Source organism: Marinagarivorans sp., assembly GCF_982758155.1.
On the sequence record NZ_CEXWTU010000009.1, the window covers coordinates 33,105 to 47,692 of the forward strand.

General features: G+C 44.7%; 15 protein-coding genes and 1 pseudogene. 6 read left to right on the top strand and 10 right to left on the bottom strand.

From position 1 onward, the window contains the following. Positions 1-52: 52 nt before the first annotated feature. From AC3A8L_RS02310 to AC3A8L_RS02335, 6 genes are all read right to left on the bottom strand, one after another. Positions 53-1,135 carry an alpha/beta fold hydrolase gene (locus AC3A8L_RS02310; RefSeq protein ID WP_487960607.1) on the bottom strand — a complete coding sequence of 361 codons (1,083 nt, stop codon included), beginning with the start codon at positions 1,133-1,135 and terminating at the stop codon, positions 53-55. 185 nt (positions 1,136-1,320) lie between these two features. Then, positions 1,321-2,238 carry a hypothetical protein gene (locus AC3A8L_RS02315; protein ID WP_487960608.1) on the bottom strand — a complete coding sequence of 306 codons (918 nt, stop codon included), beginning with the start codon at positions 2,236-2,238 and terminating at the stop codon, positions 1,321-1,323. Positions 2,239-2,460: 222 nt separating this feature from the next. Next, entirely contained in the window at positions 2,461-4,596 is a 2,136-nt protein-coding gene (locus tag AC3A8L_RS02320) for a hypothetical protein (protein WP_487960609.1), read from the bottom strand. Positions 4,597-4,692: 96 nt separating this feature from the next. Further along, complete coding sequence (locus tag AC3A8L_RS02325; RefSeq protein ID WP_487960610.1) at positions 4,693-7,320, bottom strand: TonB-dependent receptor plug domain-containing protein; 2,628 nt, start codon at positions 7,318-7,320, stop codon at positions 4,693-4,695. A gap of 11 nt (positions 7,321-7,331) precedes the next feature. Then, positions 7,332-8,348 (bottom strand): FecR family protein, encoded by a 1,017-nt coding sequence (locus tag AC3A8L_RS02330; protein WP_487960611.1) that lies wholly within the window; start codon positions 8,346-8,348, stop codon positions 7,332-7,334. Further along, on the bottom strand, positions 8,349-8,882 hold the full coding sequence (locus AC3A8L_RS02335) for an RNA polymerase sigma factor (protein ID WP_487960612.1): 534 nt from the start codon (positions 8,880-8,882) through the stop codon (positions 8,349-8,351). Positions 8,883-9,130: 248 nt separating this feature from the next. On the opposite strand from AC3A8L_RS02335, the gene AC3A8L_RS02340 reads away from it, so the two are divergent. From AC3A8L_RS02340 to AC3A8L_RS02365, 6 genes are all read left to right on the top strand, one after another. Continuing rightward, positions 9,131-9,439, top strand: coding sequence for an ArsR/SmtB family transcription factor (locus AC3A8L_RS02340; protein WP_487960613.1), 309 nt, complete (start codon positions 9,131-9,133; stop codon positions 9,437-9,439). Between the two features lie 11 nt (positions 9,440-9,450). Next, a complete protein-coding gene (locus tag AC3A8L_RS02345; RefSeq protein ID WP_487960614.1) occupies positions 9,451-9,987 on the top strand; it encodes a rhodanese-like domain-containing protein in 537 nt (178 codons plus the stop codon). 14 nt (positions 9,988-10,001) lie between these two features. After that, entirely contained in the window at positions 10,002-10,811 is an 810-nt protein-coding gene (locus tag AC3A8L_RS02350; RefSeq protein WP_487960615.1) for a sulfite exporter TauE/SafE family protein, read from the top strand. Positions 10,812-10,836: 25 nt separating this feature from the next. After that, on the top strand, positions 10,837-11,529 hold the full coding sequence (locus AC3A8L_RS02355; protein ID WP_487960616.1) for an MBL fold metallo-hydrolase: 693 nt from the start codon (positions 10,837-10,839) through the stop codon (positions 11,527-11,529). A gap of 125 nt (positions 11,530-11,654) precedes the next feature. After that, positions 11,655-11,864: a hypothetical protein gene (locus tag AC3A8L_RS02360; protein WP_487960617.1), complete on the top strand. Its 210-nt coding sequence runs from the start codon at positions 11,655-11,657 to the stop codon at positions 11,862-11,864. Positions 11,865-11,925: 61 nt separating this feature from the next. Continuing rightward, on the top strand, positions 11,926-12,378 hold the full coding sequence (locus tag AC3A8L_RS02365; protein WP_487960618.1) for a cupin domain-containing protein: 453 nt from the start codon (positions 11,926-11,928) through the stop codon (positions 12,376-12,378). A 72-nt stretch (positions 12,379-12,450) separates the two neighbouring features. On the opposite strand, the gene ribA is transcribed toward AC3A8L_RS02365, so the two are convergent. The 4 genes and pseudogenes from ribA to AC3A8L_RS02385 all read right to left on the bottom strand — a co-directional run. Further along, positions 12,451-13,044 carry a GTP cyclohydrolase II gene (gene ribA, locus AC3A8L_RS02370; RefSeq protein WP_487960619.1) on the bottom strand — a complete coding sequence of 198 codons (594 nt, stop codon included), beginning with the start codon at positions 13,042-13,044 and terminating at the stop codon, positions 12,451-12,453. A 34-nt stretch (positions 13,045-13,078) separates the two neighbouring features. Continuing rightward, positions 13,079-13,741: a retropepsin-like aspartic protease family protein gene (locus tag AC3A8L_RS02375; protein WP_487960620.1), complete on the bottom strand. Its 663-nt coding sequence runs from the start codon at positions 13,739-13,741 to the stop codon at positions 13,079-13,081. A 50-nt stretch (positions 13,742-13,791) separates the two neighbouring features. Beyond that, the gene (locus AC3A8L_RS02380) at positions 13,792-14,319 is read right to left on the bottom strand and encodes a phosphatidylglycerophosphatase A family protein (RefSeq protein WP_487960621.1); all 528 of its coding nucleotides are present in this window, start codon (positions 14,317-14,319) and stop codon (positions 13,792-13,794) included. Next, a pseudogene (locus AC3A8L_RS02385) lies at positions 14,312-14,588 on the bottom strand (thiamine-phosphate kinase); the annotation flags it as partial. The gene AC3A8L_RS02380 and the pseudogene AC3A8L_RS02385, both read right to left, overlap by 8 nt.

Sequence of the window (14,588 nt, forward strand, 5' to 3'; positions counted from 1 at the left end):
CAATAAAAAAAGGCCTGTTAATAACAGGCCTTTTTTTATTGCAGCAATATACTTATGAATTATTTCGAAGAAATCGTTTCATTTTGTGAATTAAACGATGCTTGTGAGTGTGGTGAATAAAGTGATCGCCTTTGCGAATTTTTACATACTTCGCATTGGGGGTGCAGTCGTTATTCGGTAGCGTGTACGCATCGGCAGAGCCAAAGCGGTCGTTGTCACCGTAAAATACGAGTGCAGGCTGATGCGCCGTTAAAGAAAAAGTGGGCGCCGGATTACAAGTTGCTAACGTGGTTAATGGCCAGTCCAGTGCTTTGTAGTGGTTATAAATGGCATCAATGCTGGCGCCATCGTTCTCTAACCAAGTTTCTTCTAGTAATAAACCGGTTGTCCAATCGAGTGACGATTTTGCTTTTTCGGTATAAACGGTTTGTTTGAAATGCTCTAAATTATTCGCCAGAGTACCTTCGCGCGACCAAGGGGCAATATCTTCACGTGCAAGTGGGATATAGGCATCGATCAATGCTTTTTGCTCGGCAGACTCATGGTAAGCGCGCGCATACATTAATGGGTGAGGGTTGGAAATAACCACTAAATTTTCAACATTGTTAGGGAAGGCAATCGCAGCGCGCCATGCAGTAGCGCCGCCCCAATCGTGCCCGACAACAGTAAATTTTTCGTAGCCAAAAGCGTTGGCTACAGCCAGTGCATCAGCCGCTAAGTTAGTAACCGTATAAGCCTCTACTTCGGTAGGAATGCTTGAAGGTGCATAACCACGCGAGGTGTAAGCGACGGTATAGTAGTCATCGCTAAAGGCTTCCATATAGTCTTTCCAAATTTCGGCACGTTCCGGTGCGCCGTGAATAAATAACATCAGTGGCTTTTTGCCTTGCTTACCTTGTGCAATGTAATGCAGAGACTGCCCGTTATCTAAACCGACAAAACCTTCTTCAAAGTTGTCAGCAATAGCCGATAGTGCGATGGCCATAGTAGCAAATGCACTGATCATGCATTGTGTAATCAATTTCATAGTCTTAGTGACTCCCATGTAGATAAACTCCAGTAACGCGGTATCAATATATTCCGCAGGGTATTTTGATATTGCAGGCGCAATGTCAAAACGGCCGGAATTTATCATTTTTATGGATGTCTTGTTAGTGGTCAATGTCTGCAATAGTTGTGCGATCTAGGCATTTTTGAGAGAGATTGGTACTAAGTGCTTGGCTAGCAGAGGATAATCAAGATTGTGGTTGAAAAGCGCCCTCGTAAATAAGTATGGAGGGCGCTTTACGTATGCGTTGTTTGTTGGTGAAAGTTTATGAATTATTCAATCGGCTGTACATTAAATACACCCGTCCATAGAATTTGACCATTACCCCAGTCTTCGGTAAAGGTTCCGCTCGTTAATGTTTCGAAGGTGTAAACAATTTCATAAACATCGTTAAATGTTGTATTAAAACCACTATCACGAATAACATTGAGCGAAAGTTTTTCTGCGGCGTAGGTGCCCACTGTATTTGGAGTGTTAACTTGGGATCCGTCAGTATTAAAAGTCGTTGCGGTATTATAAATGTGGGTGGCAATGCCTGCTGTCGGGAAGGAACCTGCGGGCTCATTCGATACGCTGGTTAAAAACTCTATATCCGCACTTAGCCCCACAAGTGCGTTGGGAGCAAAGCCTGGGTACGTTTCTGTATTTACCGTAAAGGTACCTTCGTAAATAATTTCGTTATTATTGTAGTTTTGCACCCAAGTTCCTGTGCTTGGGGTAGTGAATATATATTCAGTTTTTATGGCAATGCTGCTTTCGTCGAGCCGGATAGTATTGTTTTCAGCGGTGTTATCGCTTGTGACAGTGTAATTATAGGTTGCAGCATACGCTGCCCCCCAGGGAGAAATTCCCTCATTAACGAGGGTTCCATTATCGCCAAAGCGAACAATAAAAGTGCCTTCCGTTGGGTGTTCTCCTGTTTGCGCTAACGATGTTACATCGGTGATGGTTAAATGCATAGCCTTGTTAGCAAGCGATTGCGGCATTGCCTCTATTTCCACCCCAGAGTTATCGGCAGTACTCATTGCTTCACTGGAAATATTAGTAGAAGATGATGTTATGCCATTTTGATAACTCGCTGATGCATCGTTAATGGGCGGCGCGGTATAATTCTTATCGCTGCCACAGCCAGCCATAAGAATTATTGTTGAGGCTGACCATAATGTAAAAATTGATTTTATATTTAACATAATTATGTCTCCATATTTTTCAGTAATTATTAGTAATTTCGGCTGTTTAGTGGATTTTATTATAATTTTTGTAACTGTTAATCTGGAGCCTAGGTAAGGCTAGCCTAGCTGGCGTATTGTTTTCTGGACGCCACTCAGATTTACTTGGCAACTGAGTGGTTTCCCGAATAGTCCAGTAGAATAATTTTTCAGGAGATTATCTATGTCGAGTAGTTATATTTTTTATTGTGAAGGCAGCTTGTATGAACTAATCACCTTTACATCGCCGTTAGATTCCGCTGTGTAAATGGCATCGCCACTATTACTCACCGCAATATTCATAATGCTGGTGAAATCAGCATTATCCAGTTTTCCGTCTATGCTTATGTTACTTTGTGTACCGGCGAAATTTTCAATATTTCCAGAGCTATCCACTTTAAATATTTGGTTGAAGTTAGAGCTTGGAGCATAAATAAAACCATCATGAAATACGATATGGTTAGTGTTCGTTGTCGCACCAGTGTCGTTGGTTATTGTGGCTAATGTACTGGCTTCATCATTCACTATCTTAGTGATAGTACCTCTTCTCCAATTGGAGACATAAACGGCGCCATTTGAATCGTGAGTTATTCCCGCTATACAAGAATTGTTTGCTTCGTTTATAACAATATTCTCGAGTTGAAGGCCGTCTTTGTCATATTTAACAACATTGTTGCCGGTGAAATTGGATCCACACATTGCGACGTAATAGCCATCGTCCGTAATTGTTACGCTATTGGGGTAATTGGCGTTAGATACCCATCTCTCTACAGTTCCGTCGGTACTTTTTTTGTAAATAGCGCGGTCACCCCAATTGGTGATGAATAGATTACCATCAGAATCAAAGTCCATTCCAAGGCCGCTATACCCGCCTAATGATTCTGCTGTTTCTTCACCAGAGATCGATAGGCGACTTAATGTGTCTCCGCCTAGAAGTATGTCGCCGTCGGGCGTCACACGCATACCATCAACGGTGCGCCCAACATTTTTCAGGGTTGAAACATAGGAATATTTTTCGTCGTTGGGGCTAAGGGAAATTAGCTCCCCTTCATTCGTGCCAAGATATAGCTTTTTTGAATCAGCTGTAATCGTGATAGCGCCGCCTAGGTTATCTAGAAAATCACTAGGTATATCAAGTCGCGAGGGCGTTAGTTCTTCGACACTATTATCGATTATATTGGCGCGGTAGAGCTTTCTTGGTGAACCCGCTGTGACATAGACGTAATCCGATGCATATGTAATTTGATTAATACCGTTGTTGGTGCTGTTAGGAATTGTTCCAACGGTACTAAGCGTGCCTTGGCTATCAACTTTGTAGATAATGCCTGTATACCAGCTACCCGCGTACAGGTTGTCGTACTCATCAACCACAAGGCCGATTACGCCATTAGTCTGTGATTTTCGTGTGATTATTTCTTGTGTGCCAGAATTTTCAGAATATTTAATGATAGATACGTTTGAACCATCATTAAATTGAGAAATGTAAATGTCACCATTGCTATTTATCGCTAATCCTGTGGGGTTAGCAATATCACTAATTAAGACGCTTGTACCTTCCGTGTTGCTATGTTTAAGAATTTTATTTCCAACAAAATCAGCAATGTAAAGATCTCCCGTTGCGTTATACGCAAAGCCAACAATACCCTCTGAATTATCGATATCAATTGTTGTTGGTGTTACCCCAGTTTGATTAAGATTAGGGAATCCACCCGAGGATACAATGTCACCATTAGGCGATATAATTATATGGTCGGCCCGGGGCTGCCCTATGCTCCCCAAGTATTCATTTTTTTGCCAATGCGATAGCGCAATATCTTGAGGGGAAAGCTCCACGTAGTCGATATTTATTGGCGCCATTCCCATGTTGTTAATGGTAACTTTATCATCCTGACTAATAGATAGATTAGTTTCTAAGCTCATTGGAATTGTTGATTCAGTAATGGTTATTTCTTTTATTTCTATATCGTTAATCGCAACTGCGATCGTGCCGCTACTGTCACTAGTGTAAGATATTTTTAACGATTCTGATGCTGGTGCGCTATTAATCTCTAATCCATTATTGGGGCCCACTTCAATAATGGCGATTTTTGAAGCGGAAGCCATTTTATCTACAGCGTAGGAGGAGCTACCGAGTAAATTCGCGAATTCTGCTTCATACCGTGTGCTAATAAAGTCTTGAGGTTCTTCCGGTTCTGGCGTGGCTGAAGTGCTTGATGGATTTTCTGATGAGGGTGTATTTATTGTAGTTTGTGTGGGTGTTTTTGAGTTTGAGCTACCGCAGCCGCTAATGAGTAAAATAGGTGTGGCGAGTAGACATACTAATGCTTGCTTAAATATCATAAGACGTTTTTGCCATAGTTGTTAAAGTTAATGTGTTTAACGTGTATCTATGGCGCTAAGACGAATAGGATATCTATTTCGAACTTATTTATTTAATTAAAATTCTAAGTTTGCATAAATAATAATAGTGCGTGGTGGTGCGTAGCTGGATGAAAACCCATTAGGGCCGAAATAATTTTCACGTACATAGGTTCGACTCTTGTTGTCGGTGATGTTACTTGCAGAAAGCATAATATAGAGTGGTCCACGCTTCGGTCTCCATTCTATATTCATGTTTAAGTTTATTTGCCCTTCCTGTCGAGATAACGACGTGATGGTTATGTCCGCGTGTTCGGCTTGAGAGACAGTGACATCGTCCCTGTTATAAATATCTAAAAAATAACCATCATGCGCGGTGATTTCTGTCGTCGCTTCAAAACGATGCTGTAAATATTCAAAGCTATGGATATAGCGAAAAGCGGCACTCAATGTTGGCGCATAAGGCAGCTGGTTGCCATATAGTTGTTTTACCCCAGCTGCGGCCTTGTCGGGATCGTGACTGGGGGCATTCCAATCGTTGTTGTCAGGAAATACAGGGTCAATACGTTCGAGGGCCCCCATTCTAGTATAAAGGTATGCTGTCGAAAAATTAAATTGGCTGCTAGTGGAAATCATAAGGTTGCTTTGCCATTCCAGTCCACGGGTAACCGCTGAAATTTCATCGTTCTCCCCCCACGGGACAAGCATATTCTCATGAGTATTATTAAAAGCAGTTAGTTGGAATGTAAGCTTTTTGTCGAGTAATTTTCCGGCTAGACTCGCTTCAATATTTTTACTACTTTGCCAGGTTTTACTGATTTGGTGATCGCTTTCTGGTCGGGCGCCTTTGCTGTAGCTAATGTTACTGCTGAGCGTTGGTGAGAGTTTCTTTTCTATACCGATTCTATAACTAATAGGTTTACTTTTTACTTGGATGCCATCAAAGGTAAATGCGCTACATGGGCTGCCTTCAGTATTTATAATTTCATCATCCACGTTGACATTGTAAAGAGCTGATGTGTAATCTGGATTATTTATGGATAAACTATTTTTTTTGGGGCTGTGCAGATTTTCGCTGCAGAAGCCAATTCTTCCTGGCGAAGCGCTAATAGTATTGGTGGTCGAGCGTAGCTCTGCGAATAATTGCGTAGAATTTGAAATGTTGCGGCCTAGTAGTGTGTAGGCATCAAGTATTTCGCTATCTTTGTATGAATTAATTAGCACAAAGCTTGTGGTATTCGCCGCTTGATTGGGTAATTTCTGGTAGGAGTCATTACTGCTAATGCTTAGGTGGCGTGTGGTTTCTCCGCGAACGCCCACTAACCAAAAATTCTTTGCCGAGTCTGATGTCGAGTAGAATTCTATATTGTGGCTATTTTTAAGCGACTCGTATTTTTCTATTCGGTGCTCTTGAAAAGAGTCGCGCCGTCCGAAGTCCACATCGAGCGTTGAATGGCTGAAAAACCGAGATTGATTATAGCTGTATGAAAATGCTGTTTTGGGATTATTGTGCTGAAAAGTAATGCCGCCTAATGTTAACGAGCTGTTGTTGTCCACATTGGAATCGATAACGACCGCACGTTCATAGTTTTCAACATAAAAGGGGTCTAGGAACGTAATGGGGTCACTCGTATTTTCATGCCTTTCGTAAAATGCGGATATCGTCGTCGTATTCGTTGGGTTTAGGAGGGCTGATAAACGTAAAGCGTGTCGCTTCATGTTATCTTGATCTTCGTTGTTGGAGGTTTGTATCGTCGTCATGCCGTTATCCGGCGCTAACGTATATTGTGAGATTTTTTTCGTATATCCATCGTGCGATTCATAGGCGCCCGATAGACGCAAAGCGAATGAATCGCCATAGGGTACATTACTTATGAACTGTGCGGAGCGTGCATTGTAAGTGCCTGCACCATACTGCAGTGAGGTAGAAGGTATACTGTATTGTGCTTTTCTTGAACTAATATCAATGTTTCCAGCGACAGAGCTGCGCCCCTTACCTGAAATGTTGGGGGTTGGTTGAATTTCAATTTTTTCAAGATCAAACAAAAAAAGTGTATCTGTCTCGCCTGGCGAAAGATAGGCACCATTGTAATGTAGCGTTACAGGTGCGGTGGTTTCTTCTATGGTGCCAAAACTTTTTATACCGCGAATACTCAGGTTGGCAATTCCTTCACCATTGGAAATGGGTGTAAAGTTAGGTACAAGTGCGGCAATATTGTTGAGTGAATTTAAGTGATATTGTTCTAGAATCTGGTTATCAAATGTGGTGCTAACTTTGGTAGGCGTTGTTGGTTTTGGCGCTAAAGGAAACCCATACACAAAGACTTCTTCAATATCGTTTACTGGGGGCGTTGTCACTGTTTTATGGATTTTCGGCGTTTCTGTGACGGTGTTTTCTGCGTGTATTACATAACCGCCATTTTCTTGAGGTATTGCTGTAAGCGTGCTGTTACTCATTAGTATTAGTAAAGCATCGCTTACGCTAAATTCACCAATAATACTGTTGGATTCAATTTTTTTTATGGCCGCAGGTAATGCAACTATTATGGTATTCGTACGTATAGAGAACGCAATTAAAGCTTGGTCAAGCGGCTGCTTTGGGATGTTAAAATACAGCGTATTTTCTTTGGCTATAGAGTCAAAGCTAATCGATGATGTAAGCGTTAATATTAAGTAAAAGCGTATATTTTTTATTGTTTTTTTCACGGTGTTTTTTCTTAAGTTTCTCTTACGTGTTTTGCCAAAATAACAATTCGACCACTGGGCTCTAAATAAACATTGATTGGAAGCAGTTGCTCTAGCATTGTCACCATTTCATTAATTTGATCCGATCTAAATGTGGCGGTCACTCGCAGTTTGGCCAAAGAACGATCACCTAGAATAATGGCCCCATTATGAAATCGCCGCGCATCACTCATTACTTCGTCCAATGTTGCATCCACATACACTAGACGTCCTTGGCGCCAGCTAGCAATATTTTTTAGCTCTACTTCTTCAATTGTGAATTGTTCTGTGGGAAATGTTGAAACGGCGGAAACGCTTTGGCCGGCTATAATTCTTGTACTTTTAGCCGAGGATGTTTGGGCTTTTACGATACCTTCTGCAACAGTCACTGTTGTTTTGTCGCCTTGTTTTTTTACGTCAAAGGCTGTTCCAACGACTTTAATATTGAGTGGACCAGATGTGACTTCGAAGGGAACCTTCTGATTGTATTCATCAACGATTGTATTGACATCAAAATAAGCTTGGCCTGAATAGAGTCTAACCAAGCGACGTTTACGATCAAACTCATATTCTATATGCGTTTTTCCGCTGAGCTCAACATGGCTTCCGTCGGGTAGTGTTATGCGGCTGGTTTCGGCTATGGCTGTTTGATAGTGAATCGCCTGATTATGCGGAGCCTGTAGGCTCGTCATTGCAAATATGCCACCGCATGCTGCTACAGATGCAGCCATAGAAAGCGCCATTCTACGGGAAAAAAAGTGATTCCTTTTTGGTGTTTCTAGGTTTGGGTTATTCGGCAACGCTACTGGCGAAAGACTCGCCTCGTTTTCAGGCAAATTGTGCCATAACGTAATGAGCTCTTGATAGGCTTTACGATGTGATGGCTTAGCTAAACACCATTTTTCGAAGGCAAGTATTTCTGTTTTAGAGGGGCTGCCCAGATAAATAAGTGAAAACCAATCGCTAGCTTGCTCATTAATATTTTCTCTGTGTTGCGATAACTCATCCATTTAATACTCCTCCAATGGTTGATTATCCATGGCATGTTTAATATCGAGCAGAGCTCGTGAAATATGCTTGCGTACGGCAGCCTCAGAAATGCCAGCCTCTTTAGCGATATCAACATTGCTAATATGCTCGAATCGACTGAGCTGCAAAAAATGCCTGCGTTTTTCGGGCATTGCTTGCATGGCTTTCTGCATAGTGTTCAGTGCTTGTCGGGCAGCATGAATGCGTGCCGGGTCGTGAAGCTGCTCGTCATTGAATGCATCGCCTTCGCCAGCGTCGGTATGGCTACACGGGTGCGCATTGTGTTGTTGCCGGCGCAATAGGTCTAGCGCTTGATTACTGGCCATTTTATAAAGGTAGGCTCTGGGGTTGGTTATTGTTTGCGCGCGCGCGGTGGTTGTGTACTTGGCAAAGGTCTGCTGCACAATATCCTCGGCTTGCACGCGCTCCAGGGCAAACTTCACGCTCACATGGCGAAGTAACTCTTCTTTGTGAGTGAGGTATAGCTGGCTTAGGTTGTGGTTTGATATTTCCATGCAGTACGCTTTGCTTGTGTGGGCCAGTGGTGACTTCAGCCGTTTTGATTTGGCAGGTTATGTCATGTTCCTCTATAACGTATGAGCTGACAAAATCGAACCCTAGTGGAGCATGATACTGCGGATAGATTAATAAGGAGGTGTTGAAGCGCCTAATTATACGTTTTTAATATTAGGTAGTGCTAATTTAGGTGTTGCTAATTCATCGGTGCTGGATAATACTGATGTTGTCTTAGAGGGGAATTCTTATGGCGGATCAAACCGTATCACTTGAACAGCTCGCTATCCATGCCGGCGAGGCGGCTGCGCTTTTGAAGGAGTTGGCCAATACTCATCGCTTAATGATCTGCTGCAGTTTAGTGGCCGGAGAGCTATCGGTTATGGAGATTAACGAGCGTTTACCGTTAAGCCAATCGGCTTTATCGCAACACTTGGCGCGATTGCGCACGGCTAAAGTCGTTGTTACTCGCAAAGCATCGCAAACGGTTTTTTACCAGCTGGCGGATGACAAAGTATTGCAAATTATTTCTACACTTAAAAACATTTATTGCCCATAAACGAGGTGGTTATGACACATACAAAAACATCAGCCGAAGCGTTCGTTAAAGTTGCCCACAATGCAACCATCGTCGATTTGCGTACAGCTGCAGAGGTTAACGGCGAGTACTTAGATAACTGCTTATGTTTACCCGTGCAGGAGCTCAATGCCGAAAATTTTAATGCGCTACTCAATGAAAAAGGCCATAGCGACGACCCTGTTTATCTACTCTGCCAAAGTGGCAAGCGCGCGCAAATTGCTGTCGATAAATTACAAGGTAAAACTCATCGCCCATTGGTGATTATTGAGGGCGGGTTAAATGCCCTTAAAGCGAGCGGATTGCCGGTTAAGTCGGGTGGCGGAAAAACAATCAGCTTAGAGCGGCAAGTACGCATTGCGGCCGGGGCTTTAGTGGTCGCAGGGGTTGTTTTAGGGACATTTGTAAATGCCTATTTTTATGGCGTTTCAGCCTTTGTTGGGGCTGGTTTAATGTTTGCTGGGATTACGGATACGTGCGGCATGGCTATGTGTTTAGCGCACATGCCGTGGAATAAAGCTCGTAGTTAAGGGGTTGATAATAAATGGCGCTTCTCATTGGATTATTTATTGGCGCGGTGCTGGGGTTAACGGGTGCCGGCGGGTCTGTGCTTGCGGTGCCCATGCTTATTCTATTTCTGGGGGTAAGCGCCACCGATGCGATGGGCGTAGCATTGGGTGCTGTAGCGGCTAGTGCGGCTTACGGTGTTATTTTGCAGCGTAAAAATGTGTTGTGGCTGCCAGCACTTTCGTTGGCATTGGGCGGAATGTTAACGGCTCCGCTGGGTAAATATGTTGCCCTAATGGTTGAAGACCTTTATCTGTTAATGGCCTTTAGTGCGCTCGCTTTTTTTATTGCGTTAAGAATGTGGCGCCAAGCCACGTTAAAGCCAGCGCAAACACATGTATTGCGCGCGGGCTATTCGCAATACGATAGCGCCCCGTTACTTTGTCGACTAAGTACAACCGGGCAATTTCAGTTAAGGCCTAGGTGCGTTACGGGCTTAATTGTTGGAGGGCTGGTTATTGGCTTTATTTCGGGCTTACTTGGGGTGGGTGGTGGCTTTTTAATTATTCCGGTTTTGCTGTTTCTTAGTCAAATATCCATGGCGCGCGCGGTGGCCAGCTCTTTATTGGCCATTACTTTAATCAGTAGTTCAGGCTTTTTAAGCCACTTAATGCTTAAGGGCTTACCTACGCAGGTTTCATTACTTCACGTTTTGTTGGCTAGCCTAGTGGGAATGCTGCTAAGCCAGTGGTTAAGTCGCTTTATTGCAGGCCCTATGTTGCAAAAAATATTCGCCATCACTTTAATTTTTATTTCTATCGTCACGGTTGTTCGGGCTATTCTTTAAATACTATTTTACAGGGGTGTTTTGCATGTTGTTTCGCCAATTATTCGATCAAGCGAGCTATACCTATACTTATCTTATTGCCGATGAATCGGAGGCCGTATTCATCGACCCCGTCGTCGAAAAAGTTGACGATTATTTACGGCTACTTAAAGAGCTGGATCTCAATTTAACGGCCGTGCTCGATACCCATACCCATGCCGATCATATTTCGGCCATGGGTGCGTTGCGGGAGAAAACGCAGTGCCTAACCTTGCTGGGTGAGCAGTCTAAAAGTGAGTGTGTTAGCCAAACATTCACCGATGGCGAAATAATCCCTGTGGGGAATTTAGCATTAACGGCGATTCATACCCCAGGCCACACCGACGATTCTTACAGCTTTATGCTTAAGCATAACGGGGAAATACGTTTATTTACGGGCGATACTTTATTGATTCGCGGCTCCGGCCGTACTGATTTTCAGCAAGGTGATGCCCTGCAGCAATACCACAGTATTTTTAACAAGCTACTTGTCTATGGTGATGATGCGGTTGTGTACCCGGGGCATGATTATCGCGGTTGGACGGTAAGTACCGTAGGGGAGGAGAGACGCAACAATCCGCGCTTGCAGGTTAATAGTGCTGAAGAATACGCAGTGATTATGAATAACCTCAAGTTGGCGAATCCTAAAATGATGGATGTCGCTGTACCGGCGAATCAGAAATGTGGGAAGTTGGCTTAGGGGGGGGGAGTGGGGCGTTGCGAGGCGATTAAAGGGTGCGTGTTGAACATGTAACGCATTGAGTAATGAAGAGTAGGAAAGTATTAGAGGGTAATATATTTTTACCATCCCTTAGGGGATCCCGTTTGAATATGCATACATTAGAGTCAAAACTGGAAAGGCGTTATAAAGCACTTTGGCGAGCACTATCGGCCGGCCGTATCCAAATATTGACCGAGAATGAAGAATGTAAAGAAGGCCTGGCTTGCTCGGATGTAAGCCAGGCTTTATGCTTACCGGCTACCGCAATTTGTCATAATCAGCTTGGGCTGTGCGTTGCGTTCAATATGAAGTGATTTTGGAAATAAGGAGTGCATTATTAAACGGATATTAGCTTTAGTCGGCGTTGCTTTTATTGTGCCACTGGCATTTGGGCGTGACTTTTCTTCGGTTCGGCTAGAGCCTAAAGAATTAAATTGGCGGGGCCTAGAGGGCGGCGTTCAATACGCGCCTATTACGGGCGATGAGCATACGGGTGATATGTATGTTTACCGTGTGGCTTTCCCGGGTGGGCATAAAAGCGCACCGCATTACCATACCGATCAGCGGGTGATTACTGTTTTGCAGGGGTCTCTCTATGTGGGTTACGGTGATGAGTATGATGAATCTAAACTCAAAAAATTACCTGAAGGCAGTGTCTTCACCGAGCCTAAAGATACGCCGCATTTTGTTTGGGCAAAAGAGGGGCGGGTGCTTATGCAGGTTACGGGTACGGGGCAGTCAAAGCGTATTTTTTCTCAGCTCCCTGTGCGTAAAACTTTAGTGGTAGAGGATGTTGAGATTAAGTCGAGTCCTAATAGCGGCGGTTGAGCCATCAAAGCCTAGGCGTCCCCTTGCCGCGCTAAAAGTAGATCATCATCAATATGGTGATCACGTATCTTTTTACTCCCCATCCAACAAATGCCCCAGTTTGCCTTTTTTCGTTGCCAAATAATGTGCGTTGTGTGGGTTGCGGCCGGTTTCGTGTTCTAGGCGTTCGGTAACGTGTAGCCCGAGTTCTTTCATGGCGGCTATTTTACGGGGATTGTTGGTCATCAACTTTACAGATTGAATCCCTAGATGTTCGACCATGGGTTTTAAAATACTGTAGTCGCGCATGTCGGCGCCAAAGCCGAGTTTTTCGTTGGCTTCTACGGTGTCCAGGCCTTGGTCTTGTAGGTGGTAGGCTTTCACTTTATTGAGCAAGCCAATGCCGCGGCCTTCTTGGCGTAAGTAAAAAATAACACCGCGCCCTTCGGTGGCAATTTTATGCATGCCCGCCTGCAGTTGTGCGCCGCAGTCGCAGCGCAAGCTAAACAGGGAGTCGCCGGTTAAGCACTCGGAGTGTATGCGCGCGAGTACGGGGGCGTCGGTGGTGACATCGCCCATGGTGAGTACAACGTGCTCTTTATCGTTAACGCTGTCGGCAAAGCCGTGCATATTAAAAATGCCGTAAGGCGTAGGCAGTTTGCAGGTGTCGACGTAGGTAATGGTCACTCGGTGGCCTTAAAAATAAAAGTAATAACAACGGCTAGTATTTCGCTTGCAGAGTCATGGCGCTGTTTTCGGTGCGCATGTTCACTCGGCTTAAGAACGTATTACCTAGCAATATAGTCTGTGGAAAACGCCCCTCTATAATAAAGGCGCTCACGTTGGTGAGTAGTACATCGCCAACGGCCACGGAGGCTAGTATAACTTGATAAGCCTGTGTCTTGCCTTGTGCAGTACCAACTTCTAACGTGGGTGCTTCGATATAGCTGATACCGAGGTGGTCGGCGGTATAGGAATTAAGGGTCACGCTGGTGGCGCCGGTGTCGACCATAAATTCGACCCAGCGGTTGTTAATGCGCCCCGAGGAAATAAAGTGACCATCGGGTTGGCGGGTAAGATTAACGCTTGAGGGCTCTGATTGTGTATAGGTGCCGCCAACTTGGCGGTTGAGGCCCAGTTTTTTGATCTCGCCATTTTGTTCTATTTGAGCAAATTTGCTGGTGGCGCGTAATAGTGTGATGCCTTCGGGCGTGCTGGCGCCTTCTTTTAATATATGTGCTTTGCCGTTAACTTCGAGTACGGCACTGCCTGCAAACAAGCCTTTAACAAGCACGCGCGGTGCATCGGCAATGCTTTGGCTTACAAGCAAAGTAGCGAGTGCAGTGCTGATGTAAAAGCTGAGGTAAATGCAAAAACGGCGCACGGAGCCCTCGCAGCGGTAAGTTCAGCGAATAAGGTTTGCCGCCAGCAGCGTTAAACCAGCCAGTAGGCCAGTGCTTGTAGGCAGCACCAAGCGGCTAGCCCTGCTAAAACATCATCAACCATAATCCCGAAGCCGCCATGTATGTGTTTATCGGCAAGGCTAATGGGCCATGGTTTTAGCATGTCAAAAAAGCGAAACAGCACAAAACCAACAATCAGCCACGGCCAACCTGCGGGGGCGGCAATCATGGTTATCCACATGCCGACAAATTCATCCCACACAATACCGCCGTGGTCGTGTACACCCAACCACTTGGACGCCTGCTCGCACAGGTATATGCCAATAACGAAGGTAATGAGTATTACACCTATGTAAGTATAGAGGGGTAAATCGGCGAGGAAGTAAAAGATTGGCAGTGAGGCCAGTGTTCCGGCTGTGCCGGGCACTTTGGGCATTAAGCCGCTACCGAAACCAAAGGCCAGTAGGGCGATAGGGTTACTGAGCAGCTGACGAAAGGTCGGTTGTGGTCGGCCCTTGGCGTCGATGCGAAAGGTGTTTTCGGCGGTTGTGTTAGTCAAAGTGCTTGTATCCCTCTACATCAAATTCTAAGGTTTTGCCGTTGTTGACCATAAAAATGCCGGTGCTTGCCGTGATTTTACCAATCGCTGTTGCTTGTAGGCGCCCCTGTCGGACCCAGTCTTCTAGGGTGCTAATTTTATCACGCGGTACGGTAAAGCACAGTTCGTAGTCGTCGCCACCGCTTACGGCCCAATCTAAGGCTTTATCGAGGCTTACACTGCTGCGCCAATGGTCGCTCATGGGGAGGCGGTTAACGTTGACCATTGCG

Coding starts and splice junctions, on each gene's coding strand:
- AC3A8L_RS02335 (WP_487960612.1), bottom strand. CDS start 8,882: ATGGAAATATCAAACCACAACCTAAGCCAGCTATACCTCACTCACAAA.
- AC3A8L_RS02330 (WP_487960611.1), bottom strand. CDS start 8,348: ATGGATGAGTTATCGCAACACAGAGAAAATATTAATGAGCAAGCTAGC.
- AC3A8L_RS02345 (WP_487960614.1), top strand. CDS start 9,451: ATGACACATACAAAAACATCAGCCGAAGCGTTCGTTAAAGTTGCCCAC.
- AC3A8L_RS02310 (WP_487960607.1), bottom strand. CDS start 1,135: ATGATAAATTCCGGCCGTTTTGACATTGCGCCTGCAATATCAAAATAC.
- AC3A8L_RS02350 (WP_487960615.1), top strand. CDS start 10,002: ATGGCGCTTCTCATTGGATTATTTATTGGCGCGGTGCTGGGGTTAACG.
- AC3A8L_RS02340 (WP_487960613.1), top strand. CDS start 9,131: ATGGCGGATCAAACCGTATCACTTGAACAGCTCGCTATCCATGCCGGC.
- AC3A8L_RS02320 (WP_487960609.1), bottom strand. CDS start 4,596: ATGATATTTAAGCAAGCATTAGTATGTCTACTCGCCACACCTATTTTA.
- AC3A8L_RS02315 (WP_487960608.1), bottom strand. CDS start 2,238: ATGTTAAATATAAAATCAATTTTTACATTATGGTCAGCCTCAACAATA.
- AC3A8L_RS02355 (WP_487960616.1), top strand. CDS start 10,837: ATGTTGTTTCGCCAATTATTCGATCAAGCGAGCTATACCTATACTTAT.